Here is a 22,844-nt window from a genome sequence, read left to right as displayed (position 1 = left end):
ACACCTCAATCGACAGCAGCGTGTCTCACATCTGGGTGGACATCATCTGTCTCACATGTCCCCAGACTCAACAAACCACCCCATGTTAATAAGTACTCACGGGGGGTGGTGGTGCGAGACAATCGGCCCATGGCTTGGCTCGAGGTTGTGCGCACCGGACCCTTCACCACCGTGCAGGATCGGGGCAGGCCCGGATACGCCTCGGTGGGAGTCGGTGAGTCCGGCGCTGCCGACCGCGTCGCCCACGACTGCGCAAACCGGCTCGTAGGCAACAGGTCCGGGGCCGCCACTCTGGAAATCACACTGGGCGGCCTCGCCGTGCGCGTCGCGGGCACCGTGTCGGTTGCGGTCACCGGTGCGCGGGCGCCCGTCACCGTCAACTCGCGACCGCAGCCCGACTACACGATGCTGCACCTCGAGTCCGGTGATCTGCTCGAGGTGGCGTACGCGTCGGAAGGTTTACGTAGCTACCTCGCGGTGCGCGGGGGTGTCGACGTTCCGCCGGTGATGGGCAGCCGCTCGAGAGACACGCTGTCGGATCTCGGCCCGGACCCGGTGGCCGAGGGTGATCGAATCCTCGTCGGAGCGGATTGCACCGACTGGCCTGCCGACGAATTCGCGCCCCCGCCCGCAGCTCCCGAGGATCCGTTGATGATGCGGGTTCGACTGGGACCCCGCGACGACTGGTTCACCAAGGCATCGGTCGACGCGCTCCTGCGGGAGACCTGGACGGTGAGCTCCGACACCAACCGCGTGGGCGCACGCCTCTCCGGGCCGGGACCTCTGCATCGAGCGATTACCCGTGAACTGCCCAGTGAAGCGATGGTGGCGGGAGCCTTGCAGGTGCCGCCCGACGGCCGGCCGATCCTGTTCCTCGCCGATCATCCCGTCACGGGTGGGTATCCCGTGATCGCGGTCGTCGTCGAGGACGACCTGCCGATGGCCGCACAATTGCGCCCCGGCCACCGAATGCGATTCCACCGGATGGTCGCGCCGACGATCCCGCGATGACCCTCACGAGGGTCACAAAGATACGGCGGCCGGAGCCCAAGACACTTCGGTGCTCGCGATCCGGCTAGCTCCGGCGGCGACGCGCGATGTCGGCGAGTACGACGCCTGCGGCGACGGAGGCGTTGAGCGACTCGACGGGCCCGGCCATGGGAATGCTCAGGATTGCGTCGCAGTTCTCCCGAACCAGACGCGACAGGCCCTTGCCCTCCGACCCGACCACGACCACGACGGGACCGCTGCCGTCGAAGTCGTCGAGAGTGGTGTCACCGCCCGCGTCGAGACCGACGACCTGAACACCCTTGGATGCCCAATCCTTCAGCGTACGAGTCAGATTGGTGGCGCGGGCGATCGGCAGCCGGGCCGCCGCTCCCGCACTCGTCCGCCAGGCCACCGCGGTCACCGCTGCGCTACGGCGCTCCGGGATGACCACACCGTGTCCGCCGAACGCAGCCACCGATCGAACGACGGCACCGAGGTTGCGCGGATCGGTGATGTTGTCGAGGGCCACGAGCAACGGCGCCTCTTGATGCTTACGGGCCTCCGCGAGGAGATCGTCGGGGTGCGCATAACGGTACGGCGGCACCTGCAGCGCGATTCCCTGGTGCAGGCCGTTGGCGCTGAGCCGGTCGAGATCGGTTCGCGGCACCTCGAGGATGGAAATGCCGGCGTCGGCCGCCCGCTGCACCGATTCCTTCAGACGGTCGTCGCTCTCGGTCCCGACCGCGACATACAGTGCGGTCGCCGGGACACCGGCGCGCAGGCACTCGACGACCGGATTACGGCCCAGCACGGTTTCGGGTCCGTCGAGGACCTTGCGTCCGGCGGTCTGCCTGCCGCGACCCGGCTGCTTCTCGGCCTCACGACTGGCCCTGGCTGCCCGCTTGGCCGCGGGATGTTTGGTGCGGGCCTCGGCGGGCGGAGTGGCGCCCCGCCCCTCGAGTCCCCTGCGGCGCTGGCCACCGGAACCGGCGACCTGCCCCTTCTTCGTACCCGACTTGCGGACGGCTCCGCGCCTGCTCGAATTTCCAGCCATTACTACTGTCCTGCCTTGAGAGACCACTCGGGCCCGTTGGGGGTATCGGTGACCTCGATGCCCGCCCGGATGAGGCGGTCACGCACCTCGTCGGCCACAGCCCAGTTCTTCTCGGCCCGGGCACTCTGCCTGCGCTCGAGTTCGGCCCGGACCAGTACGTCCAGGGCGTCGGTCGCCGCGGACGCATCCGCGGTGTCCTGAGTCCAGTGCGGATCGAGGGGGTCCACACCGAGAATTCCCATCATGGCCCGCACCTGCGACGCGATCTCGCGGGCACCCTCGAGGTCTCCCCCTTCGAGAGCGATGTTGCCCTCACGCACACGGCCGTGTACGTCGGCGAGCGCGGCCGGGACGGCGAGATCGTCATCGAGAGCACGACCGAACGCCTCCGTCCAACGACCGACGGGGACCTCACCGGCACGCTCACAGGTCCGGTTCACGAATGATTCGACCCGGCGGAACGCCGCGGCCCCCTCGTCGAGAGCGGTGTCGGAGTACTCGAGCATCGACCGGTAGTGGGCGCTGCCGAGGTAGTACCGAAGTTCCTGCGGCCGAACCTTTTTCAGCACGTTCGGCACGGAGAGCACATTGCCGAGCGACTTCGACATCTTCTCGCCACCCATGGTGACCCAGCCGTTGTGCAACCAGTACTGCGCGAAACCGTCGCCGGCGCACTTGGCCTGTGCGATCTCGTTCTCGTGGTGTGGGAAGACGAGGTCGAGTCCGCCGCAGTGAATATCGAACTCGGCACCGAGATAGAACTCGGCCATTGCCGAGCACTCGAGGTGCCATCCCGGGCGGCCACGACCCCACGGCGTCGGCCACGACGGCTCACCGGGCTTGGCCGCTTTCCACAGCGTGAAGTCACGGGGATCCCGCTTGCATTCGCCGGCACTCTCGCCTTGGTGCACGTCGTCGAGCTTGTGCCCGGACAGGCTGCCGTAGCTCGCGTAGCTGCGCACGTCGAAGTAGACGTCACCCCCCGAGGCGTACGCGTGACCGTTGTCGATCAGTCGCTGCATCATCTCGACCATTTGGGTGACGTGCCCGGTGGCCCGTGGCTCGATCGACGGTGGAAGGACACCGAGCTGCTGATACGCCCGGGTGAAGGATCGCTCGAATGTGGCGGCCCATTCCCACCAGGGGCGCCCGGCTTCGGCGGCCTTGTTCAGGATCTTGTCGTCGATATCGGTGACGTTGCGCACGAACGCCACGTCGAGGTCGTGGGCAAGTAACCAGCGTCGCAGTACGTCGAAGGCGACGCCACTGCGCACATGCCCGATATGGGGGTCACCCTGCACCGTGGCTCCACACAGATACACCGATGCGTGTCCAGGGGCCAGCGGAACGAAGTCACGCATGGCCCGCGTCTCGGTGTCGAATAGGCGCAGGGTCACGACCAGCGATCTTACCTGCCGCTTTGAGTGGGGATGACCAACGCGGTGGCCACCGCGGCGATCCCCTCGCCCCGCCCGGTGAGTCCGAGACCGTCCGTGGTGGTCGCGGACACCGAAACCGGTGCGCCCAGAATGTCACTCAACACCTTTTGCGCTTCGTCTCTGCGCGGACCGATCTTCGGCCGATTCCCGATCACCTGGACGGCGGCATTGGCGACACCGAATTCTTCTTCGCCGAGGAGTCGTCGCACCTCGGCGAGCATTGCGGCGCCGCTCACTCCCGACCATTCCGGCCTGCCCGTGCCGAAAACCGAACCCAGGTCACCGAGTCCCGCGGCCGACAGCAATGCGTCACACAGTGCGTGGACCGCGACATCGCCGTCCGAGTGACCGGCGCACCCGTCCTCGCCCTCGAACAGAAGACCGGCCATCCAGCACGGCCGTCCCTGCTCGATCGGATGGACGTCCGTACCGATGCCGACGCGCACTAGTTCGCTCCCTCTTCCACCAGCGCGCGGGCCAACACGAGATCCAGCGGTGTGGTGATTTTGAATGCTGTGGGTTCTCCGACGATGCTGCGAACCTGCTCACCCAGGCGCTCCACCAGGCCGGCATCGTCGGTCGCGATGCCATCCGCGGCGGCGTAGGCACGCCGGAGGAGTGGTGCGACGAAGCCCTGTGGCGTCTGGACCGCCCGCAGTTCGGAGCGTTCGGGTGTTCCGGTTACCGCCCCGAGAACGTCGACGGTCTTGATCGTGTCCGTCACCGGGAGGACGGGGATGACGGCGCTGCGCCCGCAGCGCAGTTCCGCAACGACCCGGGCAATGAGCGACGGGGGCGTGAGCGCACGCGCAGCATCGTGGACCAGCACGTATTCTGCGTCGTCCGCGACAGCGAGGCCCGCGCGCACCGAATCTGTCCGTTCGCTGCCGCCGGGCACGACGACGACTCCATCAGGCAGAGTGCCGCGCGTGGAATCGACGAGCTCTTCCGGCACGATCACGACGACGCGGTCGACAGCCCCCGACTGCAGGAGCCCGTCGACCGCGCGTACAAGCATGGTCTTCCCGCCGAGATCAACGAATGCCTTGGGCGTCATCTCGCCCAGACGCACTCCTTGACCAGCGGCGGGAACCAGCGCAACTACAGGACCTCGGTCTTCGGTCACTGCGGCGTCGCGGCTGTCTAGGACGCGGCCGCGAGGACCTCGTCGAGGATTGTCTCGGCCTTGTCGCTGTCGGTACCTTCGGCCAACGCCAGCTCTCCGACAAGAATCTGCCGAGCCTTCGCGAGCATGCGCTTCTCTCCCGCGGACAGGCCGCGGTCCTGCTCGCGACGCCACAGGTCACGAACGACCTCGGCGACCTTGTTCACGTCACCCGACGCGAGCTTTTCGAGATTCGCCTTGTAGCGGCGAGACCAGTTGGTGGGTTCTTCGGTGTGCGGTGCCCGCAAGACCTGGAAGACCTTGTCGAGACCTTCCTGACCGACTACGTCACGTACGCCTACGTACTCTGCGTTGTCTGCGGGAACCCGTACGGTGAGATCGCCCTGAGCAACCTTGAGAACGAGATATTCCTTCTGCTCACCCTTGATGGTGCGGATTTCGATAGCTTCGATCAGCGCCGCACCGTGATGGGGGTATACGACGGTGTCTCCGACCTTAAAAATCATCTGTCCCGTGCCCCTTTCGATCTTTCGAGTTTAACACGTGACCGGTTCCAGGTCGCATCAACGGTGCAGGTCAGGGGCACCGAGGCCTGATCGTAGGGGTTGACAGCGCCTGTGATACGTGCATCTCAGGGGCTCCGAACTGGCCGTTCTTCGAGGCCGAAGGTGCACGCAGACAACCATTGTGAGTACCCAGCGACCGGGCCGTACGAGGGAACTACTACTCTGCCCAGTTGGAGTGCGAACCTGACACTGGAGGACAACCCGTGACTGCTCTCGACAAGCCGACTCGCCGAGTCGCGACCGCCGTTGCTCTCGCTGCCGGCGCGGCCCTCACGCTGTCCGCTTGCGGTGCGGGACAGATCACCCAGACCTCGAGTCAGGTCGCCGCGGTTAACGGCAACGGTGCCGACCTCGGATCGATCGCTCTGCGCAACGTGCACGTGGTGTACCCCAACTCGGACGAGTACAGCATCGAGGCCGGCGGAAAAGCGGTCCTCGCGTTCACCGCGATCAACAACAACGAAGATGCCGCCGACAAGCTGACCAAGATCAGCACCGACGTCGCCAAGACCGTCACCATTCGTGATGCCGCCGGCGGCCAGGAGATTCCCCCGCAGACGGCGCTCGTGGCCGGGGACGTCGCACAGGACGCTGTGGAGGGTGGTCATGCCGAGCAAGAACGTGATCAGGCCGCCGAGGTTCCGAGCGATGTCGTCCTGGTCACGCTGGACGATCTGAAGGAGGGTGTGCGCCCCGGACTCACCTTCCCCGTCACCTTCACCTTCGAGAAGGCCGGTGAGGTCACGGTGTCCGTTCCCGTCGACGCCGGTCACGAAACCGAGCGTCACGTGTCCGACAAGTCCGCGGGCACGCAGGCCGAAGGCGGCGGCGGGCACTGACAGCCGCCCGGGGCCGGTCTGTCGGACCGGCTCTCTAGGCTGCGTCGGTGGCCAAACTCAAGTCCAGCTTCCGGTGTTCATCGTGTCAGTGCACCGTGCCCAAATGGGTCGGCCGCTGTCCCGAGTGCGGCAGCTGGGGATCGATGGACGAGGCTCCGATCCTCGCGCCGGTGGCGAGTCGTCCGGGCGCCTCCCTCGCGAAGGCTGGGGCGGGGGCCGTTCTCCCGTCCACGCCGGCGACCCCCATCACGAAGATCGACAGCACATCCACTCAAGCCAAACCCACCGGCATCGGTGAACTCGACCGTGTCCTGGGCGGTGGCGTGGTCCCCGGGTCGGTCGTTCTCCTCGCGGGCGAACCGGGCGTCGGCAAGTCCACGCTTCTTCTCGAGGTCGTACACCAGTGGGCGCGGCGGGGCCCGGACGACCGATCGCTCTACGTCACGGGTGAAGAGTCCGCCGGTCAGGTACGGCTACGCGCCGACCGGACGGGCGCGGTGCACGAGCGGGTCTATCTCGCCGCCGAATCCGACCTCGCGACCATCCTCGGTCACGTCGAACAGGTACGTCCCACCCTGCTGATCGTCGACAGCGTGCAGACCATGCTCGCCGCGGACGTCGACGGTGTCGTCGGCGGCGTCACCCAGGTCAAGGCCGTCACCAGTGCGCTCACCTCGCTCGCGAAAGCCAGCGGTGTCCCGGTCCTACTGATCGGCCACGTCACGAAGGACGGCGCCGTCGCGGGTCCGCGGTCACTCGAACACCTCGTGGACGTGGTCCTGCACTTCGAGGGCGACAAGCACTCCACGCTCCGCATGGTGCGCGGGGTCAAGAACCGCTTCGGTGCCGCCGACGAGGTGGGATGCTTCGAACTCCGGGAAGACGGCATCGCCGGCATCAGCGACCCGTCGGGACTGTTTTTGCACCACCGCGCCGAAGCTGTTCCCGGAACCGCCGTCACGGTCATGATGGACGGCAAGCGGCCCCTGCTCGGCGAAGTCCAGGCGCTCGTGGCCGCAACATCCATGCCCGCACCCCGGCGCGCGGTGAGCGGGCTCGACAGCGCACGTGTGGCCATGGTGCTGGCCGTGCTGGACCGCCGGTGCGGGGTGCCGATCGCCAAGAACGACGTCTATGCGGCGACGGTCGGCGGCATGCGGATGACCGAACCGTCCGCAGACCTGGCGCTGGCACTCGCCGTCGCCTCCGCGGTCAAGGACAAGCCTGTCCCCGACGGGCTGGTGATCCTCGGCGAAGTCGGGCTGGCAGGTGAGGTCCGGCGGGTTCCCGGTGTCGGGCGCCGGCTCGCCGAAGCGGCCCGACTCGGATTCAACCGGGCCCTCGTTCCGCTCGACTCCGGTGCGGCCCCTCCCGGAATGAAGGTCACCGAGGTCGGGAATCTCGGAGCGGCCATCGCTTCCCTGCGCATTTAGACAACTAGATCGACGACGTGCCGAAGGGCATGTCGGGAACCCCGTCTACGAAGGTCTTGGTCTTCTCGAAGTGTTCGGCCGTGACTGTGAGGAACAACCCCCGCGACGTGGCCACTACCACGTCAGGGTCGGTGTTCGGTCCCTCGACGATGCGCGCCTCCGCACTGGCGTAGACCTTGCGGCGGATCGTTCCGTCGATGCGCGCGTGAAATTCGAGCACCGAGCCCAGCGGAATGGGCCGCGCGAAGTCGATCTCCAGATGACCGGTCACCACCGGACCGTCCACGGTCGCCCGACACGCCATGCCCAGTGCCTCGTCGAACGCCGTCGACAGGATGCCGCCGTGGATCACTCCCGGACCGCCCTGATAGCGAGGGGCCACCTCGAGACGTCCCCACACGTCGAGGTCCTCCCCGGCGGTGAAGCTCATGGACATACCGGCCGGCGACTGGTCGCCGCATCCGAAGCACCGGCTCCAGTGCTTCGGCACGGGCTGACCTGCAGCGGGGAAGGTGCCAACCGGTTCCGGCAGGGTCAGGTCGTCGGGCAAAGTCCAGGTACTACTCATGGATAGGTAATCTAAACGCGGGTCCGGGCCCTATTCCCCGACGGCCCTGTACAAAGTGACGTCTACCTCAGCGGGGAGTGTTTCGCGATGAACGATGCAGAGTCGTCGTCTGCGCTGCGCGAAACCATTGCCCGGCTGGCTCCCGGAACGGCGCTTCGGGACGGCCTCGAACGCATTCTCCGCGGCCGCACGGGCGCACTGATCGTCCTCGGTTACGACGAGCAGATGGAAGAAATCTGCGACGGCGGCTTCGAGCTCGACGTCGAGTTCGCTCCCACCCGGCTGCGTGAGCTGTCGAAGATGGACGGTGCCGTCGTCCTGTCCACGGACGGTTCGCGCATCGTCCGCGCCAACGTCCAACTGGTTCCCGACCACAAGATTCCCACCGTCGAGTCCGGCACCCGGCACCGCGCCGCCGAACGCACGGCGATGCAGACGGGATATCCCGTGGTGTCGGTGAGCCAATCGATGAGCATCGTCAGCGTGTACGTCGGCGGAATACGGCACGTCATCGACGGGTCTGCCACCATCTTGTCCCGGGCCAATCAGGCGGTGGCCACACTCGAGCGGTACAAGGCGCGCCTCGACGAGGTCACCCGTCAGTTGTCGGTCGTCGAGATCGAGGATTTCGTCACCCTCCGCGACGCGCTCACCGTGGTGCAGCGGCTCGAGATGGTGCGCCGCGTGTCTGTGGAGATCGAGCAGGACGTACTCGAGCTGGGCACCGACGGCCGACAGCTCGCCCTCCAACTCGAAGAGCTCGTCGGCGACAACGATGTGGCACGGGAACTGATCGTCCGCGACTATCTCGCCGGTTCGGGACCCGCCCCTGCACCCGATGTCGAGAAGTCGTTGACTGCCCTCGACAAGATCACCGACGCCGACCTGCTCGACCTGACGACTCTGGCTCGCGCGTTCGGATACCCGGGAACGATCGAAGCGCTCGAGGCCCCCATGAGTCCACGTGGTTATCGCGTTCTCACCCGAGTTCCCCGCTTGCAGTTCAACCAAATTCACCGGCTCGTCGGCTCGTTCGGAACTCTGCAGTCGCTGCTTGCCGCAACGGCCGCCGACCTGCAGTCGGTGGAGGGAATCGGCGGCTTGTGGGCTCGACACATCAGGGAGGGCCTGTCCCGGCTCGCCGAAACGTCGATTTCCGGTCCGTACGACTAGTTTTCGCCCGATCGCAAGGTACGAGCCGAACCACCTCCTACGATCGATCCGCCGAATAAGCCTCGCCGACAACGGATTCCAGTGCGACACGCACGGCATCGAGGTGTTCCGCCATGGCCTTGGCGGCCACGTCGTAGCTCCTGGACTCGATCCCGTCGACTATCCGGTCGTGCTCGTCGTTCGACCTCTGCTGCCGGCCGGCGACCAGGTTGAGCGTTTCCGACTGCCGGGTCAGCGCTTCACGAATATCGACGACGACCGACTCGAACACACGATTGCGACTGGTCCGGGCGATCAGCGCGTGAAACTGGGCGTCCAGGGACACCCACACCAAGGGGTCGTCCTCGTCGCGCATCTGACCGGCCAAGCCGCGCAATGCGGCAAGGTCCTCGGCAGAGTGCCGCTGCGCCGCCCATCCGGCAGCGGGGATCTCCACATGAGGGCGCGCCTCGACGAGCTCGTTGGCGGCGTAATTCCCGAAGTCGAGGTCGCGCGCTATCGAATCACTGATGACGAACGTGCCCAGACCCGATTTGGTCTCGGTCAGACCCAGCGCATGACATGACCGTAGGGCCTCGCGGATGACCGAACGACTGACCCCGTGCCGCGCCGCCAACGACGCTTCCGAAGGGAGCCGTTCACCGACCGCCAGGTCACCCGAGGTGATGGCGGCGCGCAGGTCCGCGAGAACAGCTTCGGCGGCGCTGACCCGCGCGGTCACGGGACGCCTGGCTGCCCAGCTGTCTGACAGGTTCATGGCATTATTCTTCTCACGACCAGGCAAATGCGTCAACCTGCGCGAGCCGAGGGTTGACGACCGCAAGTGAGCCACGTAACAATGACACCTGTCTGACAGCCGGGCAGGTAGGCAGGTGGGCAGCTCTACCAACTGCCTCTCCGAGCGCCGCGGGCCACTGCTAGCGCGAATCCACGTGAGGAATGAAGTCAAGTGCTCGAAACGAGAACAGAACACGACCTACTCGGGGACCGCCAGGTGCCCGCAGAGGCGTACTGGGGAATTCACACGCTCCGTGCGGTGGAGAACTTCCCGATCACCGGTCGGCCGATCTCGACGAACCCCTCGTTGATTCGCGGACTCGCCTTCGTCAAATGGGCAGCATCGAGCGCCAACGAGAAGCTGGGCATTCTCGACCACCGCCGCGCCGAGGCGATCGGCCAGGCCTGCCGCGAGATTCTCGAGGGCCGCTGGCACGAGCAGTTCGTCGTCGATGTGATCCAGGGTGGCGCCGGGACGTCGACCAACATGAACGCCAACGAAGTCATTGCCAACCGGGCGCTCGAAATTCTCGGTCACGATCGCGGCGACTACCAGTACCTGCACCCCAACGAGCACGTCAACCTCAGCCAATCGACCAACGACGTCTATCCCACGGCAGTGAACATCGCCACGATTCTGACGATCGAGGATCTGCTCGACGCCCTGCGGGTGCTGCAAGAGGCGTTCGGTTCGAAGGCCGTCGAGTTCGCCGGCACGGTGAAGATGGGCCGCACCCAACTTCAGGATGCGGTCCCGATGACACTCGGACAGGAATTCGCCACCTACTCGGTGATGATCGACGAGGACCGCGCACGACTCGGGGAAGCAGCGCTGCTGGTCCACGAGATCAACCTCGGCGCTACCGCAATCGGAACCGGACTCAACGCCCCCGCCGGGTACGCCGAGGCCGCATGCGACAAGCTGCGCGAACTCACCGGACTTCCCCTCGTTCTCGCCACCGACCTGGTGGAGGCTACCCAGGATGTGGGTCAGTTCGTGCACCTGTCCGGCGTCCTGAAGAGGATCGCGGTGAAGTTGTCGAAGGTCTGCAACGACCTCCGTCTTCTGTCCTCCGGTCCGCGGGCGGGACTCAACGAAATCAATCTGCCGCCGGTGCAGGCGGGATCTTCGATCATGCCCGGCAAGGTCAATCCCGTGATTCCGGAAGTGCTCAACCAGGTGGCCTACGAGGTCATCGGTCATGACGTCACCATCACAATGGCCGCCGAATCCGGCCAGCTGCAACTCAACGCCTTCGAACCGATCATCGTGCATTCGCTGTCGGACGGAATGCGGCATCTGGCCGCCGCCTGCCGCATCCTGGCCGACAAGTGCGTTCTGGGGATCACCGCCAATACCGAACTTCTGCGTGCCCGGGTCGAAGACTCGATCGGACTCGTCACCGCGCTCAATCCGTACATCGGCTATACCGCGTCGACCCGTATCGCGCAGGAAGCGCTGGTGTCCGGTCGTAGGGTCGCCGACCTCGTGATCGAGGCGGGACTACTCGATCGAGAAGAACTCGATCGACTACTCAGTCCGGAGCATCTCGCCAATCTGAGGGCTGGTACGGCAACTCAGGCTCCCGTTCCGACGACCGCTGGAGTGGTGTCATGACGATCGAAAAAGACGGCCCGAGTCAGACACACGACATCTTCGTCGAGGAAGATCTGGGGTACCGAAAAGCACTCGGTCCTCGACAGATTCAGATGATCGCGATCGGTGGTGCGATCGGTACCGGCCTGTTCATGGGCGCCGGTGGACGCCTTCATCAAGCAGGACCCGCCCTTGTTCTCGTCTACGCCCTCTGTGGATTTTTCGCCTTCCTGATCCTGCGGGCACTGGGCGAGCTGGTGATGCACCGTCCCACGTCGGGATCGTTCGTCTCGTACTCCCGCGAATTCTTCGGCGAGAAAATGGCGTTCGCCGCCGGCTGGCTCTACTGGCTGAACTGGGCGATGACCGCGGTCGTCGACGTCACCGCAGTAGCGCTCTACATGAACTTCTTCAAGAAATACTGGGCACCGCTCGGGGACGTCGACCAATGGGTATTCGCCTTGGCGGCAGTAGCGCTCGTTCTGACACTGAACATGGTGTCGGTACGCGTGTTCGGTGAATTGGAATTCTGGTTCGCGCTCATCAAAGTCGTGGCGCTGGCCGCCTTCCTCTGCTTCGGCGTCTATTTCGTCTTGTTCGGTACCCCCATCGAGGGCCACACCTCCGGCTTCAGCATGATCTCCGACAACGGCGGGTGGTTCCCCAACGGCATCCTGCCCGCGATCGTGGTGATTCAGGGCGTCGTATTCGCCTACGCATCCATCGAATTGGTCGGTACCACGGCCGGGGAAACCAAGAATCCGGAGAAGGTGATTCCCAAGGCGATCAACACGGTGATCCTCCGGATTCTCGTTTTCTATGTCGGATCCGTCCTGTTACTGGCGCTGCTTCTCCCCTACATGGAATATCACGCCGGCGAAAGCCCGTTCGTCACCTTCTTCGGAACGATCAACGTCGAAGGCGCAGACGCGATCATGAATCTCGTCGTACTCACCGCCGCACTGTCCTCACTCAATGCCGGATTGTATTCGACCGGACGAATACTGCACTCGATGGCCATGGCAGGGTCTGCGCCCGCGTTCGCGGCGAGGATGAACAAGGCGGGCGTTCCCTACGGCGGCATCGCTCTCACGGGGTTCGTCATTCTCCTCGGTGTCGGACTCAATGCGATCGTTCCCACTCAGGCATTCGAGATCGTCCTCAACCTGGCCGCACTCGGGATCATCAGCGCCTGGGCCGTAATCGTGTTGTGTCAGTTGAAACTCTGGAAGTTCGCGAAGGAGGGGCGCCTCGTACGGCCGAGCTTCCGGATGTTCGGCGCCCCCTACACCGGCCTTCTGACGTTGGCGTTCCTCGTCGGCGTAGTCGTGCTGATGGCCTTCGACCACCCCGTCGGAACGTGGACCGTCGGATCGATCGCCATCATCGCCCCACTCCTGGTGATCGGCTGGTACGCCTGCAGAAACCGCATCCGCGACCTGGCCGCCGCACGAGATGGCAGCATGACCACCGATGACTACCCGACCGCCTCGCAGGGAGGACAGTAAGTGCCTACAGTCGCCGTCGTCACCACCGGGGGCACCATCGCTAGCCGACGCGACGAGGAGGGTGTGAGCCGTCCCGTCGTCACGGGCCCGGATCTGCTCGCGACCGGAGCCGAGCGGGCGACCACCGAGGTCCGCGTCACCGATGTCCTGTCGAAGGACAGCTCGTGCATGACCTTCGCCGACATGGATCGGGTACGCGAGGCAATCGCGGCGGAACTCCGCGACCCCGCTGTCGCCGGGGTGGTCGTTCTCCACGGAACCGACACCATGGAGGAAACCGCGTTCCTGGTGGATCTGCATCACGCCGATCCCCGGCCGGTCGTCTTCACCGGGGCACAACGCACCTTCGATCATCCCGAGTCCGACGCGCAGGCCAACCTCTCGGCCGCATTGTCGACCGCCACCGATCCGGCCATGCGTGGGCGGGGAGTGTTGATTTCCTTCGGCGGAAAGCTTCATCCGGTTCCGGGGGTCCGCAAGGCAGACACGACCGCGCTCGATGCGTTCCGGTCCGTCCGCACCCCGATGCACCGACACCGGCCCGAGCCACTGCCCTGGCGTCCGATCTCCGGCGTCCGTGTCGACGTCGTCGCGATCTACCCTGGCACGGATCGTGTGCAGTTCGACGCGTGCCGGAGCGCCGGCGCGCACGGCGTGGTTCTCGATGCGCTCGGATCCGGCAACGCGAACCCCGTAATCGTCGAGGCGGTACGCGAATCCGTCGCGGCGGGTGTGCCGGTCGCCGTATCCACCCGCGTTCCGTACGGGGCGATCTCCCCCACTTACGGCGGAGGTGGAGGCGGCTCCGATCTCATCGCGGCCGGGGCCCTATTCTCGACCGACCTCAGAGCCGGACAGGCCCGCATTCTTCTCGCGGCACTACTCGCCGACCCTGACCAGACCGGCCTGGACAAGGAATTCGATCGCCGGTCCCGGATCGAGCTGTAGCCCGGTCAGCTCAGGTTGAACGGTTCCGGCGCACTACGCAGCTGACCCAGCTGCCCCACCACGGTGTACGCGCCGGGACCCACCGGATCGCGCTGCGGTTCCGGTTGGGTGAGGCAATCCGGTGCGGACGTCTTGGCAGACCACTTCACCGTGAACTGAGCCTGCTCGCCGGCGGCGAGGGTGCGCAGGTCGGCCGCGGACTGCGGGAAGCAGTCGATGTTGGACCACAGCCGGACGCTGCCGTCGATCGTGTACACGAGCACCTGCTGCAGGCTGCTACCGAGGTCGCGCTGGCACGGGGTGGTACCGATGTTGGTGATGACCGTGGTGAAACTCGGCTCTTCCCCCGGAAGGTAGGTCGGTTTGTCGGCAGCGACCTTGATGGCCAGGGACTGGTCAGGACACTGGCCGGCCGCAACAGCCTGACCGCTGGCGGCTGCACTCGTCGACCCGGCACTGCTCGATGCTCCACTGGTCGAGGAGCCCGAGGCACTTGCCGTGCCGGACCCTTCATCGCCGGCCGCGGCGGCTCCGCCGCCCCCACCCGAGCCGCCGGAACCACCACTCGACGGCGAACCCGAGGCAGTCGGCGAAATCGACACCGGCGTGGTCATCGACGAGCTGGCTGCCGCGGGGTCGGTCTCGGAATCGTCCCCACCGCGGAGGGAACTGATCAACCAGACCACCAAGAGCAGCACGACGATGGCGCCGCCGATCGCCAGCGCCCTGCGGCGCCAGTAAATCTCGGGGGGCAACGGTCCATTCGGTTCCAGCACGACGTCAACGGTAGTTCGGCAGCGTGCGGGTACGGCTCAGCGGGTGCGGCGTGTCGCGGTCAGGCCGTGAGCTCACCGATGTCTCCGACGACGCCCTGCAGGTGGGTGCGGCCGTCGGACAGCTTGTACGTGACACCGGCGATGGCGCACGCGCCGCTCTCCACCTTCTCCGCGATGATGCGCGACCGCTGCATGAGCAGCGCACCGGTCTCCACCACATGGCGACCCTCGAGTTCGTCGACTGTACTGAGGCCCTCGCGGCGTCCCTTGAGGATCGACGGCGCCACACGTTCGACGATGCTGCGGATGAATCCGGGGGGGATGTTGCCGTCGTCGAGGGCGTCGAGCGTCGCCTTGACGGCGCCACAGCTGTCGTGACCGAGCACGACGATGAGCGGCACGTTGAGCACCCCGACGGCGTACTCGATCGACCCGAGAACCGCGTCGTCGAGGACGTGACCTGCGGTGCGGACGACGAACATGTCGCCGAGCCCCTGGTCGAAGATGATCTCGGCGGCGACGCGGGAGTCTCCGCAACCGAACAGGACGGCCGTGGGGTGCTGGCCGTCGACGAGCTTCGCACGATCGGCGACACCCTGACTGGGATGGAGCGAGGTGCCGTTGACGAACCGCTCGTTACCCTGGCGTAGGGACTTCCATGCAGAAACCGGGTTGGAGTTAGGCATGAACATATTGTGCACCCCTCCTGTTGCACCGGCTCTGCGGGAGCATTACGTCGACGGAAAATCCGGTTGGCACGGCGGCGAAGGGACTTGTGAGAAGAAGTGACCGTGGACTCGTCTGCGCTGATCAGGTGGTACGACGTCGAGGCCAGGGATCTGCCGTGGCGTCGCGAGGGTGTGACCGCCTGGCACATTCTGATGAGCGAGATCATGCTGCAGCAGACACCCGTCGTCCGCGTTGCTCCCATCTGGGAGCAATGGGTGCAGCGCTGGCCCGTCCCGTCCCGGATGGCCGCGTCGAGCCAGGCCGACGTCCTGCGCGCGTGGGGAAAGCTCGGTTATCCGCGGCGAGCGCTGCGACTGCACCAGTGTTCCGAAGTGCTGGCCACCCAGCACGGTGACGTGGTCCCGAGCGACGTCGACACGCTCCTCGGGCTTCCCGGGATCGGCGCGTACACCGCTCGGGCGGTGGCGTGCTTCGCCTACGGGCAGCGTGTCCCCGTCGTCGACACCAATGTTCGACGGGTGGTGGCACGCGCCGTGCACGGAAACGCGGAGCCCGGCAACCCGTCGACGGTGCGCGACCTGGCGGACGTGTCCGCGCTGCTGCCCCGTACCCGCGCCCGCGCCGCCACGTTCTCGGCGGCACTCATGGAACTCGGTGCGACGATCTGCACCGCACGCTCCCCCGAATGCTCGCGGTGTCCGCTGCCGAGTTGCGCCTGGATGGTCGCCGGGCGTCCAGCGCACACCGGCGAACGCAGGAAGGTGCAGAAGTTTGCAGGCACGGACCGTCAGGTTCGAGGCAAGCTCATGGCGGTGTTGCGCGACAGTTCGCGTCCGGTCGAGCGGGTCCGCCTCGACCAGGTATGGCTCGACGACCCAGGTCAGCGCGATCGTGCTCTGCACTCGTTGCTGCTCGACGGACTGGTGGAGCAGACCGACGACGGCCTCTTCGCCCTCGCGGGTGAGGGAAGCTAGAAGCCCCTCACGATCGGGCAGAGCGCTGAGAAAACTGCTGGAAACCGCCACAATTGCGTCCGCAGCTGACAAACCACTGCGCAACCGTGCGCTCAGGTCAGTCCGTGCAGGAATTCCTCGACCACTTTCCGGTACTGCTCGGGCTGATCATCGTGGACGAGGTGCCCGGCCTGCTCGATGCGGACATATTCGGCGCGGGGATGCCGCTCCGCCATCGTCCGCATCTGACCCTCGGGGGTGATGGTGTACTCGCCCTCGATCAGCAGCGCCGGCACCGTGATCGAGGCCCACTGAGCCCAGAAGTGCCGGTCGCCCCACTCGGCGGAGATGTCGCGAAACGTCTCGACCTCACCGTGCAGGTACCAGCCGTCGGCACGCTGCTCGAACGAGTCGAGGAAGTACTGACCCGCGACAGGTCCGAAGAACTCGACGAGCGCCTCTCGCGTCTCGAACGGTTGCGGCCAGTTCGAGATCATCGCCGCCCAGTCGTCGGCGGTACGGCCACGAAAATCAGGCGCCATGTCTTCCAGAACGAGAGCGGCGACCTTCTCCGGGAACTCGGCGGCCAGGCACCACGCGTGCAAGGCGCCCATCGAATGCCCGATGACGACCAGCGGCTCGGCGACCGGACTCAATGCCGCCGCCAGGTCTTCGACGAATGCTTCCGTCGACAGCACGGGCGGGGCGGGGCGGCCGTGGCCTGCAGCGTCGAACGTGTAGACGTGGCCGTGTTCGCGCAGCCACGGAACGTGCCTGCGCCACGTCCGCGCACTGCCCATCAACCCGTGCAGCAGCAGAATCGGTCGTCCGGTGCCGCCCTCGTCGTGCAACGCACTCTCACCCACCACGCCTGCGACGCTAGCGGAGTACCCTCCCGAAGCATGGCAGTGGTGAAGATCAATGCAATCGAAGTTCCCGAGGGTGCGGGCCCCGAACTGGAGAAGCGCTTCGCAGGACGCGCGCATGCCGTCGAGAATTCCCCAGGCTTTCTCGGGTTCCAGCTTCTGCGCCCGGTCAAGGGCGAGAACCGCTACTTCGTCGTCACCCAGTGGGAGAGCGAAGAGGCGTTCGAGGCGTGGCGCGACGGCCCTGCACGGGAAGCGCACGCTGGTGAGCGGCAGAAGCCGGTGGCGTCCGGCGCGTCTCTGCTCGAGTTCGAGGTGGTTCTCGACGTCTCGGCAGCGGCCGACCGCTGAGGACCTGCTCGACACAAACCTCGAGGCGAACATTGACACGGCGGCCCGCCGGGTGCGAAAGTTCGCAAGACAAAGCGATGGTTCGGCAGGAATCCGGTGCAAAACCGGAGCGGTCGCGCCACTGTAAATCGGAGTAGTCCCTCAGCTAGGCCACGGCAAGATGCGGGAACCACCTCGACAGCCAGATACTGCGGCCATCGCATGAACCTAGGGGACGCGACATCCCAGGAGGAACCATGGCACTCGTCTACGCACCCGGCGCATCGGTCGATTCGACCCGGCTCGCCGTCATCTCGTTCGCGATCGTCCTTTTCGCGATGCTTGCTCTCTACCTCGTGGGATTCGACCAGGGCGCGATTTCGCGCAGCGGCATGTACATGCACGAACTGATGCATGACGGGCGCCACCTGCTGGGCCTTCCGTGCCACTGAGCGAGTCATCCGCGAACATGACACCGAGCGAGTCCTTCGGGAAATTACTGATTCGCGGTCTGCTTGCAGGCTTGATTGCCGGAATCCTCGCCGGCGGCGTGGCATCCGTCCTCGGCGAATCGCACATCGACGCCGCCATCGCGATCGAGGAAGCGGGTAGCGCCGACCACTCGCACGGCGGGGCGGAATCGACTGCACCGGCAGGCCATTCGCACGACGAGGAAGAAGCCCTGGTCAGTCGCAACGGACAGCGGTTCGGTCTGTTCCTCGCGACGTCACTCGCCGGACTGGCGCTCGGGGCGATATTTGCCGTCGTCGCGCACTACGCGCGCAGGGTGACCACGCTTTCGGGTCCGGTGCTCGGTATAGTGCTCGCGTCACTCGGGTGGCTGGCGATCGAAGCCGTTCCGTTCTTCAAGTACCCGGCCAATCCGCCGGCCGTCGGCGATCCCGAGACGATCACCAGTCGCACCTGGCTGTGGCTCGCCGTGGTGGTGCTGGGTCTGCTCGCCGTGGTCGCCTCGGTATTCGCCGCGAAAGCGGTAGCTGCTCAGGAATTCCTGTCGACGCGCATCGCGGCCCCGGTGGCCGCTTTCCTGGTCGTCGTCACGGTCGGATATTTGACTCTGCCTACCGTCGACGAGGTGGGCGACGACTTCCCTGCCGGCCTGTTGTGGGATTTCCGCCTCGCTTCCCTCGCCACCCAGGCAACCCTGTGGCTCGCTCTCGGTCTCGTGTTCGCGTTCCTCACCGAGCGTGCCAGCCGAGCGCAGGCGCCCGCGTCGGCGAACGCCGGCTGACGCGCCTTCCAAGGCGTCAACGGAATTTGTCCCACCGGGCCGGGTCCGCCTCCAGGGCGGCCCGGTCCCAGCCACCCAGTTCGGCAGCCGCGTCGTACGTGCTGTGCAGGAACGTCAGCAGTGCCAGATCCGGATCGTCTGCAGTTCGGACGGCCTCATACGGCAGCAAGAACTGCCGGAATTCTCCGCTGTAGATGGCTCCGTCGGGCCCGACCGGGTAGTCGGCGAAGCCATCCGGCTCAGGGTAGGCGTACGCATAGAATGCGCCTTCGGCGCCACCACCGGGCCAGAAACCGCAGCTGCTCAGCTCGTGCGAGTAGCCCTCGACCATCACCCAGTCTCCGCAGTTCGGCGCTCCCCCAGGGTGAGTCGGCGCGGTTTTCCCGGAGAACCGGGTACAGGCAAGATCGAGCGCACCCCAAAAAAAGTGCACGGGACTGACCTTCCCGATGAAATGCGAACGGAACTCGTGCAACACCCGGTCCGCCTGCACGAGCTGCCGCCAGAACCGGTACACCGACTCACCGTCGTACGAGCAGTGCTGGGTGTCCTCCGCGAACGGAACGGCTGGGTTCACCTCGTTGGGCCGGGCCCGAATGGTGGTCGCCACACCCAGTTCGTCCAGCGTGTCCATCGTCTCTGTGTAGAAATCGGCCACCGACTTCGGTTCGAGGGCAACCGTCCCGCTGCCGCCCGTGCTCGTGCGGATCACCAGTCGATGGTCGGCGAAGTCGAATTCGATATCGAAACATTCGGTGCCGTACGGGACTGTCGACGTCGTGAGACCGCGGGGGCTCACGTACAGCGGAACCTGCCACCAGTGGTTGATCAGCGGTGCGTGGGCCAAGCGGATCTTCCCGACTATCTGCGTCCACATGTGCAGGGTGTCCCGTGTCGAGGTCCAGTCGTCCACTTTCAACGCAGGCCATGTGTCTCTGGATCGTGTCTGCTCGCGCACAGTGCCTCCCTACCGATGACGTGCATTTCAATGTGCTCTTCGGCCAAGGCGATGGCAAGCGCGTCGCACCGACGCCCGGGTAGGGGTGGAGTCCACTGGCGCGGACACCGGCGTCGTCAGTCCACCGGCGCTGTGCTCGCCTGTGTCAGCAGCTGAAGGAACACGTCCTTCGGTTGAGCACCCGACACCGCGATTCGGCGGTCTGCCACGAAGAACGGCACCGCCGATACCTGCAACTGTCGTGCAGTGTCGAGGTCAGCGCGTACGGCATCCGCGCCGACGTCGGAGTCCAGCTGCTTCCGCACGACATCAGGGTCGAGACCGGTACTCGATGCAATGTCGACCAGAACGGCCCGATCGTCGATCACCGCGCCCTCACTGAAGTGCGCGCGGAACAGCGCCTCCACCACCGCGTCGCGAGAGTCGCCCGCGAGGTGAATCAGACGGTGCGCGTCGAACGTGTTGGCGGCGATCACGGTGTCGAAGTCGAGCCTGAGCCCTTCCTCTGCGGCAGTACGCGACACGTGTTCGAACATCTGACGCACCTGTTCTGCGGGCAGACCTTTGCTCTGCACGAGGGCGTCGAGCTCGCTGCGACGCTCCCCTGCCGGTGTTTCCGGCGACAGTTGATACGCCCTCCACGCCACCCGCACTCGCTCACGCCCCTCGAAGTCCGAGAGTGCATCGAGGAAGCGGTGCCTGCCGATGTAACACCACGGGCACGCCACGTCCGACCAGATTTCGATCTCGATGGTACGAGCGGAGTCGCCGAGTTGTGTCGTCACAGTTCAGGGAACAGTTCGAAGCCGCTTTCTGTTCCGTGACGTCGACCGCAGAAGTTGGGTTTGTCTTGGTCCGCCGCGCCGCATTTGCGCACCCGGGATTCGGCCCGCCGGGACAGTAGTCGGTCTTCGGTACCGGGAGTAACGTCGAAACGGTCGTGCCGCTGATCGAGGGGCGCTCGCCGCAATGCCCGGATGATCGGCAGTGGACGTAGTTCTCGAACCCGCACTCATTCAGGGGAAATCATGGTGTACGTCGCTTCGCCGGGCAGGACTGTCGAAACTCTCGGAGTCGTGTCGATAACCGTCGGCGTCGTCCTTCTTTCCCTCCTCATGCTCTACCTGGTCGGGTTCGACCAGGGCGTGATCTCTCGAAGTGGCATGTACCTGCACGAACTGATGCACGACGGACGCCACCTACTGGGACTTCCCTGCCACTAGTTCCATCCAGGACCGGAGCCGGAGATGAACCCTAGAGCGGAATTCGAAGCACAGGCCGATCGCGTCGCCGAATTCACCCCAGTCCACCACGCCGAAATGGATTCGCCCTATTACCTTTCCAACGCTGCTTTCGACGCGTTGCGGCATGTCCTACACGATGTCGGCGGCCAGCCCGCTCTTCCCGTTCCGTACGAGGAGAAGGTGGAAGAAGATTGGGAGATGCGCACCTACGTCACTTGTGAATGCCTCGGATGGCGGGGTGTGTGGAATTCGGAAGAGCGCCGTCGTGCCGAGAACGACCTGGGTGCAACGCTCTATTTCGGTCTGCCGTACTACGCCCGGTGGATCACGGTGGCGGCCAAGACACTGATCAACAAAGGCCTCATCACCCCTGACGAACTTTCCGCGAAGATCGACGAGGTGCGCCGGCGGTCGAGTGACCAACGAGCAGGTGGGAGTCCGTCATGAGTAAGTTCCGGATCGGCGATCGGGTCACCGTCCGGGACGCGACGTCGATGTTCCACACCAGAACTCAAGCGTTCATCCGCGGGCACACCGGCGTGATCGTCGAATATCGCCCGGAATGGGTGATACCCGAAGACGAGGCGTGGGGAAGGGTGGACGACGGACGAACGGAACCCTTCTACGTAGTGCGGTTCAAGCAGACCGACCTGTGGCCTCGCTACACCGGCTTCGACGTCGACACTTTGGAAACCGAATGCTCCGAGCGCTGGCTCGAGCTTGCAGGGGAGGCTGAGACATGACGCATTCGCACGACGACCACACCCCGATCCAAGCGTCGGAGGAGATCAGCGAATTCGAGATCCTCGAAACGGCGATCCGCGAACTGTCCATCGAGCACGGCCTGTTCTCCCACGAGGACCATCGCAGATTCTCGGAGTGGGCCGAATCCGTCGGGCCCTCCGGAGGGTCCAAGCTCGTCGCCAAAGCATGGGTCGACCCCGAATTCAAGAAGCGGCTGTTGGCCGACGGAACCGAGACGTGCAAGGAAGTCGGAATCGACTGGCGCGATCCCACGGGGTCCGGGACACCGAGCGACTACACCTACTTCTACGTGCTGGAAAACACGCCGAAGGTGCACAACGTCATCGTCTGCACGCTGTGTTCCTGCTACCCGCGACCCGTTCTGGGGATGTCACCCGATTGGTACCGCACGCCCAACTACCGGCGCCGGATGGTCCGCTGGCCCCGGGAAGTCATAGCAGAGTTCGGCTTGCACTTTCCGCCCGATGTGGAAGTGCGCGTCCACGACTCGAATCAGAAATCCCGGTTCATGGTGATGCCGATGCGGCCGTCCGGAACCGAGGATTGGAGTGAAGAGCAACTCGCATCGATCGTTACCCGCGACACCATGATCGGTGTGGCAGTACCCCAGGTGGACTGGACGGCGACCACGCCACCCTCCGTCGGAGGCCCACAGTGATGACCGACAAGGGTTACGAGGTCCTCCTGAACACGTTGACACCCTCCACGACCCGCGACGATGCCACGCTTCCCGACCTCGACCGTAAACCCGACCCCTGGGAATCGAGAATGCAGGCCACGGCTGAATGCCTCTCCTGGCGTGGCGCCTTCGACAATCTCGAGAGGCGCCACACCGAGGACGAGCTGGGCGAGACCGTCTACCGCGACTTCCCGGTCCGCAGCCGCTCCGTCATCGCGACTGCCCATGCGCTGATGGACAGGGGCGTGATCAGTCAAGAGGAGCTACAGGCCAAGATGGAAGAGATCCGCGCCCGATTCAACCGGCAGTGACG

The 22,844-nt window shown here is 65.3% G+C and carries 28 protein-coding genes and 1 riboswitch; of the genes, 16 read left to right on the top strand and 12 right to left on the bottom strand.

Annotated elements, in window-relative coordinates; all coding sequences use genetic code 11:
• Nucleotides 1-129: 129 nt before the first annotated feature.
• The gene (locus R4P95_RS31735; RefSeq protein ID WP_109326521.1) at nt 130-1,011 is read left to right on the top strand and encodes a biotin-dependent carboxyltransferase family protein; all 882 of its coding nucleotides are present in this window, start codon (nt 130-132) and stop codon (nt 1,009-1,011) included.
• 64 nt (nt 1,012-1,075) lie between these two features.
• Here R4P95_RS31735 and rlmB read toward each other — a convergent pair whose 3' ends face one another.
• From rlmB to carD, 5 genes are read right to left on the bottom strand one after another with little or no spacing between them, the layout of a single operon-like run.
• Nucleotides 1,076-2,044 (bottom strand): 23S rRNA (guanosine(2251)-2'-O)-methyltransferase RlmB, encoded by a 969-nt coding sequence (gene rlmB / locus R4P95_RS31730; protein ID WP_109326520.1) that lies wholly within the window; start codon nt 2,042-2,044, stop codon nt 1,076-1,078.
• 2 nt (nt 2,045-2,046) lie between these two features.
• Entirely contained in the window at nt 2,047-3,441 is a 1,395-nt protein-coding gene (gene cysS, locus R4P95_RS31725; protein WP_317747734.1) for a cysteine--tRNA ligase, read from the bottom strand.
• Nucleotides 3,442-3,452: 11 nt separating this feature from the next.
• On the bottom strand, nt 3,453-3,929 hold the full coding sequence (gene ispF / locus R4P95_RS31720) for a 2-C-methyl-D-erythritol 2,4-cyclodiphosphate synthase (RefSeq protein ID WP_317747733.1): 477 nt from the start codon (nt 3,927-3,929) through the stop codon (nt 3,453-3,455).
• Complete coding sequence (gene ispD, locus R4P95_RS31715; RefSeq protein ID WP_213574301.1) at nt 3,929-4,609, bottom strand: 2-C-methyl-D-erythritol 4-phosphate cytidylyltransferase; 681 nt, start codon at nt 4,607-4,609, stop codon at nt 3,929-3,931. The genes ispF and ispD overlap by 1 nt, the downstream gene beginning before the upstream one ends.
• Nucleotides 4,610-4,626: 17 nt before the next feature.
• On the bottom strand, nt 4,627-5,115 hold the full coding sequence (gene carD / locus R4P95_RS31710) for an RNA polymerase-binding transcription factor CarD (RefSeq protein ID WP_109326516.1): 489 nt from the start codon (nt 5,113-5,115) through the stop codon (nt 4,627-4,629).
• Between the two features lie 263 nt (nt 5,116-5,378).
• On the opposite strand from carD, the gene R4P95_RS31705 reads away from it, so the two are divergent.
• Together R4P95_RS31705 and radA are read left to right on the top strand one after the other, a co-directional pair.
• Nucleotides 5,379-6,014 carry a copper chaperone PCu(A)C gene (locus tag R4P95_RS31705; RefSeq protein WP_213574303.1) on the top strand — a complete coding sequence of 212 codons (636 nt, stop codon included), beginning with the start codon at nt 5,379-5,381 and terminating at the stop codon, nt 6,012-6,014.
• A gap of 47 nt (nt 6,015-6,061) precedes the next feature.
• Complete coding sequence (radA, locus tag R4P95_RS31700) at nt 6,062-7,447, top strand: DNA repair protein RadA (RefSeq protein ID WP_159919046.1); 1,386 nt, start codon at nt 6,062-6,064, stop codon at nt 7,445-7,447.
• A 4-nt stretch (nt 7,448-7,451) separates the two neighbouring features.
• Here the strand turns inward: radA and R4P95_RS31695 are convergent, their stop codons facing one another.
• Complete coding sequence (locus tag R4P95_RS31695) at nt 7,452-8,015, bottom strand: PaaI family thioesterase (protein ID WP_213574307.1); 564 nt, start codon at nt 8,013-8,015, stop codon at nt 7,452-7,454.
• A gap of 87 nt (nt 8,016-8,102) precedes the next feature.
• On the opposite strand from R4P95_RS31695, the gene disA reads away from it, so the two are divergent.
• On the top strand, nt 8,103-9,188 hold the full coding sequence (disA, locus tag R4P95_RS31690; RefSeq protein WP_109326508.1) for a DNA integrity scanning diadenylate cyclase DisA: 1,086 nt from the start codon (nt 8,103-8,105) through the stop codon (nt 9,186-9,188).
• A 37-nt stretch (nt 9,189-9,225) separates the two neighbouring features.
• Here disA and R4P95_RS31685 read toward each other — a convergent pair whose 3' ends face one another.
• Nucleotides 9,226-9,945, bottom strand: coding sequence for a FadR/GntR family transcriptional regulator (locus R4P95_RS31685; protein WP_213574309.1), 720 nt, complete (start codon nt 9,943-9,945; stop codon nt 9,226-9,228).
• A 192-nt stretch (nt 9,946-10,137) separates the two neighbouring features.
• Here R4P95_RS31685 and R4P95_RS31680 point away from each other — a divergent pair, with 192 nt between their 5' ends.
• The 3 genes from R4P95_RS31680 to R4P95_RS31670 are packed head-to-tail and all read left to right on the top strand — an operon-like array spanning nt 10,138 to nt 14,018.
• Nucleotides 10,138-11,583: an aspartate ammonia-lyase gene (locus R4P95_RS31680; protein WP_317747732.1), complete on the top strand. Its 1,446-nt coding sequence runs from the start codon at nt 10,138-10,140 to the stop codon at nt 11,581-11,583.
• The gene (locus tag R4P95_RS31675) at nt 11,580-13,070 is read left to right on the top strand and encodes an amino acid permease (RefSeq protein ID WP_317747731.1); all 1,491 of its coding nucleotides are present in this window, start codon (nt 11,580-11,582) and stop codon (nt 13,068-13,070) included. The genes R4P95_RS31680 and R4P95_RS31675 overlap by 4 nt, the downstream gene beginning before the upstream one ends.
• On the top strand, nt 13,071-14,018 hold the full coding sequence (locus tag R4P95_RS31670) for an asparaginase (RefSeq protein ID WP_317747730.1): 948 nt from the start codon (nt 13,071-13,073) through the stop codon (nt 14,016-14,018).
• 5 nt (nt 14,019-14,023) lie between these two features.
• Here the strand turns inward: R4P95_RS31670 and R4P95_RS31665 are convergent, their stop codons facing one another.
• Together R4P95_RS31665 and R4P95_RS31660 are read right to left on the bottom strand one after the other, a co-directional pair.
• Complete coding sequence (locus R4P95_RS31665) at nt 14,024-14,794, bottom strand: hypothetical protein (protein WP_317747729.1); 771 nt, start codon at nt 14,792-14,794, stop codon at nt 14,024-14,026.
• A 59-nt stretch (nt 14,795-14,853) separates the two neighbouring features.
• On the bottom strand, nt 14,854-15,480 hold the full coding sequence (locus R4P95_RS31660; protein WP_213574320.1) for a carbonic anhydrase: 627 nt from the start codon (nt 15,478-15,480) through the stop codon (nt 14,854-14,856).
• 99 nt (nt 15,481-15,579) lie between these two features.
• Between R4P95_RS31660 and R4P95_RS31655 the strand changes: the two genes are divergently transcribed.
• Nucleotides 15,580-16,458, top strand: coding sequence for an A/G-specific adenine glycosylase (locus R4P95_RS31655; RefSeq protein WP_317747728.1), 879 nt, complete (start codon nt 15,580-15,582; stop codon nt 16,456-16,458).
• A 92-nt stretch (nt 16,459-16,550) separates the two neighbouring features.
• Here R4P95_RS31655 and R4P95_RS31650 read toward each other — a convergent pair whose 3' ends face one another.
• The gene (locus R4P95_RS31650) at nt 16,551-17,306 is read right to left on the bottom strand and encodes an alpha/beta hydrolase (protein WP_317747727.1); all 756 of its coding nucleotides are present in this window, start codon (nt 17,304-17,306) and stop codon (nt 16,551-16,553) included.
• A gap of 33 nt (nt 17,307-17,339) precedes the next feature.
• Here R4P95_RS31650 and mhuD point away from each other — a divergent pair, with 33 nt between their 5' ends.
• The 3 genes from mhuD (at nt 17,340) to R4P95_RS31635 (ending at nt 18,885) form a co-directional block, all read left to right on the top strand.
• A complete protein-coding gene (gene mhuD, locus R4P95_RS31645) occupies nt 17,340-17,654 on the top strand; it encodes a mycobilin-forming heme oxygenase MhuD (protein ID WP_109326490.1) in 315 nt (104 codons plus the stop codon).
• Nucleotides 17,655-17,715: 61 nt separating this feature from the next.
• Nucleotides 17,716-17,868, top strand: a riboswitch (cobalamin riboswitch).
• A 22-nt stretch (nt 17,869-17,890) separates the two neighbouring features.
• A complete protein-coding gene (locus R4P95_RS31640; protein WP_109326489.1) occupies nt 17,891-18,085 on the top strand; it encodes a CbtB domain-containing protein in 195 nt (64 codons plus the stop codon).
• A 17-nt stretch (nt 18,086-18,102) separates the two neighbouring features.
• A complete protein-coding gene (locus R4P95_RS31635) occupies nt 18,103-18,885 on the top strand; it encodes a CbtA family protein (RefSeq protein WP_317747726.1) in 783 nt (260 codons plus the stop codon).
• Between the two features lie 16 nt (nt 18,886-18,901).
• Here R4P95_RS31635 and R4P95_RS31630 read toward each other — a convergent pair whose 3' ends face one another.
• Nucleotides 18,902-19,843, bottom strand: a complete 942-nt coding sequence (locus R4P95_RS31630) for a DUF5996 family protein (protein WP_317747725.1) — start codon at nt 19,841-19,843, stop codon at nt 18,902-18,904.
• Nucleotides 19,844-19,959: 116 nt separating this feature from the next.
• Nucleotides 19,960-20,628 carry a DsbA family oxidoreductase gene (locus R4P95_RS31625; RefSeq protein ID WP_317747724.1) on the bottom strand — a complete coding sequence of 223 codons (669 nt, stop codon included), beginning with the start codon at nt 20,626-20,628 and terminating at the stop codon, nt 19,960-19,962.
• Nucleotides 20,629-20,871: 243 nt separating this feature from the next.
• Here R4P95_RS31625 and R4P95_RS31620 point away from each other — a divergent pair, with 243 nt between their 5' ends.
• Genes R4P95_RS31620 through R4P95_RS31600 form a run of 5 tightly spaced genes read left to right on the top strand, consistent with a single transcriptional unit; the run spans nt 20,872 to nt 22,842 of the window.
• Nucleotides 20,872-21,066 carry a CbtB domain-containing protein gene (locus R4P95_RS31620; RefSeq protein WP_159919034.1) on the top strand — a complete coding sequence of 65 codons (195 nt, stop codon included), beginning with the start codon at nt 20,872-20,874 and terminating at the stop codon, nt 21,064-21,066.
• 24 nt (nt 21,067-21,090) lie between these two features.
• Nucleotides 21,091-21,534 carry an SH3-like domain-containing protein gene (locus R4P95_RS31615; RefSeq protein ID WP_213574329.1) on the top strand — a complete coding sequence of 148 codons (444 nt, stop codon included), beginning with the start codon at nt 21,091-21,093 and terminating at the stop codon, nt 21,532-21,534.
• Nucleotides 21,531-21,830: an SH3-like domain-containing protein gene (locus tag R4P95_RS31610; RefSeq protein ID WP_109326481.1), complete on the top strand. Its 300-nt coding sequence runs from the start codon at nt 21,531-21,533 to the stop codon at nt 21,828-21,830. The genes R4P95_RS31615 and R4P95_RS31610 overlap by 4 nt, the downstream gene beginning before the upstream one ends.
• Nucleotides 21,827-22,510, top strand: coding sequence for a thiocyanate hydrolase subunit gamma (gene scnC, locus R4P95_RS31605; RefSeq protein ID WP_109326480.1), 684 nt, complete (start codon nt 21,827-21,829; stop codon nt 22,508-22,510). Before R4P95_RS31610 ends, scnC begins: the two co-directional genes overlap by 4 nt.
• A complete protein-coding gene (locus R4P95_RS31600) occupies nt 22,507-22,842 on the top strand; it encodes an SH3-like domain-containing protein (protein WP_213574331.1) in 336 nt (111 codons plus the stop codon). The genes scnC and R4P95_RS31600 overlap by 4 nt, the downstream gene beginning before the upstream one ends.
• The last annotated feature ends 2 nt before the right edge of the window (nt 22,843-22,844 follow it).

It is taken from the genome of Rhodococcus sp. IEGM 27, assembly GCF_033142305.1.
GTDB classification, from domain to species: Bacteria; Actinomycetota; Actinomycetes; order Mycobacteriales; family Mycobacteriaceae; genus Rhodococcus_F; species Rhodococcus_F oxybenzonivorans.
The sequence above is the reverse complement of the archived record's forward strand: the minus strand, read 5'-3'. Positions and strand labels throughout refer to the sequence as shown.

Bases quoted from the DNA above. Each gene is read 5' to 3' on its own strand.
- R4P95_RS31735 (WP_109326521.1), top strand. From the start codon at position 130: ATGGCTTGGCTCGAGGTTGTGCGCACCGGACCCTTCACCACCGTGCAG.
- rlmB (WP_109326520.1), bottom strand. From the start codon at position 2,044: ATGGCTGGAAATTCGAGCAGGCGCGGAGCCGTCCGCAAGTCGGGTACG.
- carD (WP_109326516.1), bottom strand. From the start codon at position 5,115: ATGATTTTTAAGGTCGGAGACACCGTCGTATACCCCCATCACGGTGCG.
- R4P95_RS31695 (WP_213574307.1), bottom strand. From the start codon at position 8,015: ATGAGTAGTACCTGGACTTTGCCCGACGACCTGACCCTGCCGGAACCG.
- disA (WP_109326508.1), top strand. From the start codon at position 8,103: ATGAACGATGCAGAGTCGTCGTCTGCGCTGCGCGAAACCATTGCCCGG.
- R4P95_RS31685 (WP_213574309.1), bottom strand. From the start codon at position 9,945: ATGAACCTGTCAGACAGCTGGGCAGCCAGGCGTCCCGTGACCGCGCGG.
- R4P95_RS31675 (WP_317747731.1), top strand. From the start codon at position 11,580: ATGACGATCGAAAAAGACGGCCCGAGTCAGACACACGACATCTTCGTC.
- R4P95_RS31660 (WP_213574320.1), bottom strand. From the start codon at position 15,480: ATGCCTAACTCCAACCCGGTTTCTGCATGGAAGTCCCTACGCCAGGGT.
- mhuD (WP_109326490.1), top strand. From the start codon at position 17,340: ATGGCAGTGGTGAAGATCAATGCAATCGAAGTTCCCGAGGGTGCGGGC.
- R4P95_RS31640 (WP_109326489.1), top strand. From the start codon at position 17,891: ATGGCACTCGTCTACGCACCCGGCGCATCGGTCGATTCGACCCGGCTC.
- R4P95_RS31635 (WP_317747726.1), top strand. From the start codon at position 18,103: ATGACACCGAGCGAGTCCTTCGGGAAATTACTGATTCGCGGTCTGCTT.
- R4P95_RS31620 (WP_159919034.1), top strand. From the start codon at position 20,872: ATGGTGTACGTCGCTTCGCCGGGCAGGACTGTCGAAACTCTCGGAGTC.
- R4P95_RS31615 (WP_213574329.1), top strand. From the start codon at position 21,091: ATGAACCCTAGAGCGGAATTCGAAGCACAGGCCGATCGCGTCGCCGAA.
- R4P95_RS31610 (WP_109326481.1), top strand. From the start codon at position 21,531: ATGAGTAAGTTCCGGATCGGCGATCGGGTCACCGTCCGGGACGCGACG.
- scnC (WP_109326480.1), top strand. From the start codon at position 21,827: ATGACGCATTCGCACGACGACCACACCCCGATCCAAGCGTCGGAGGAG.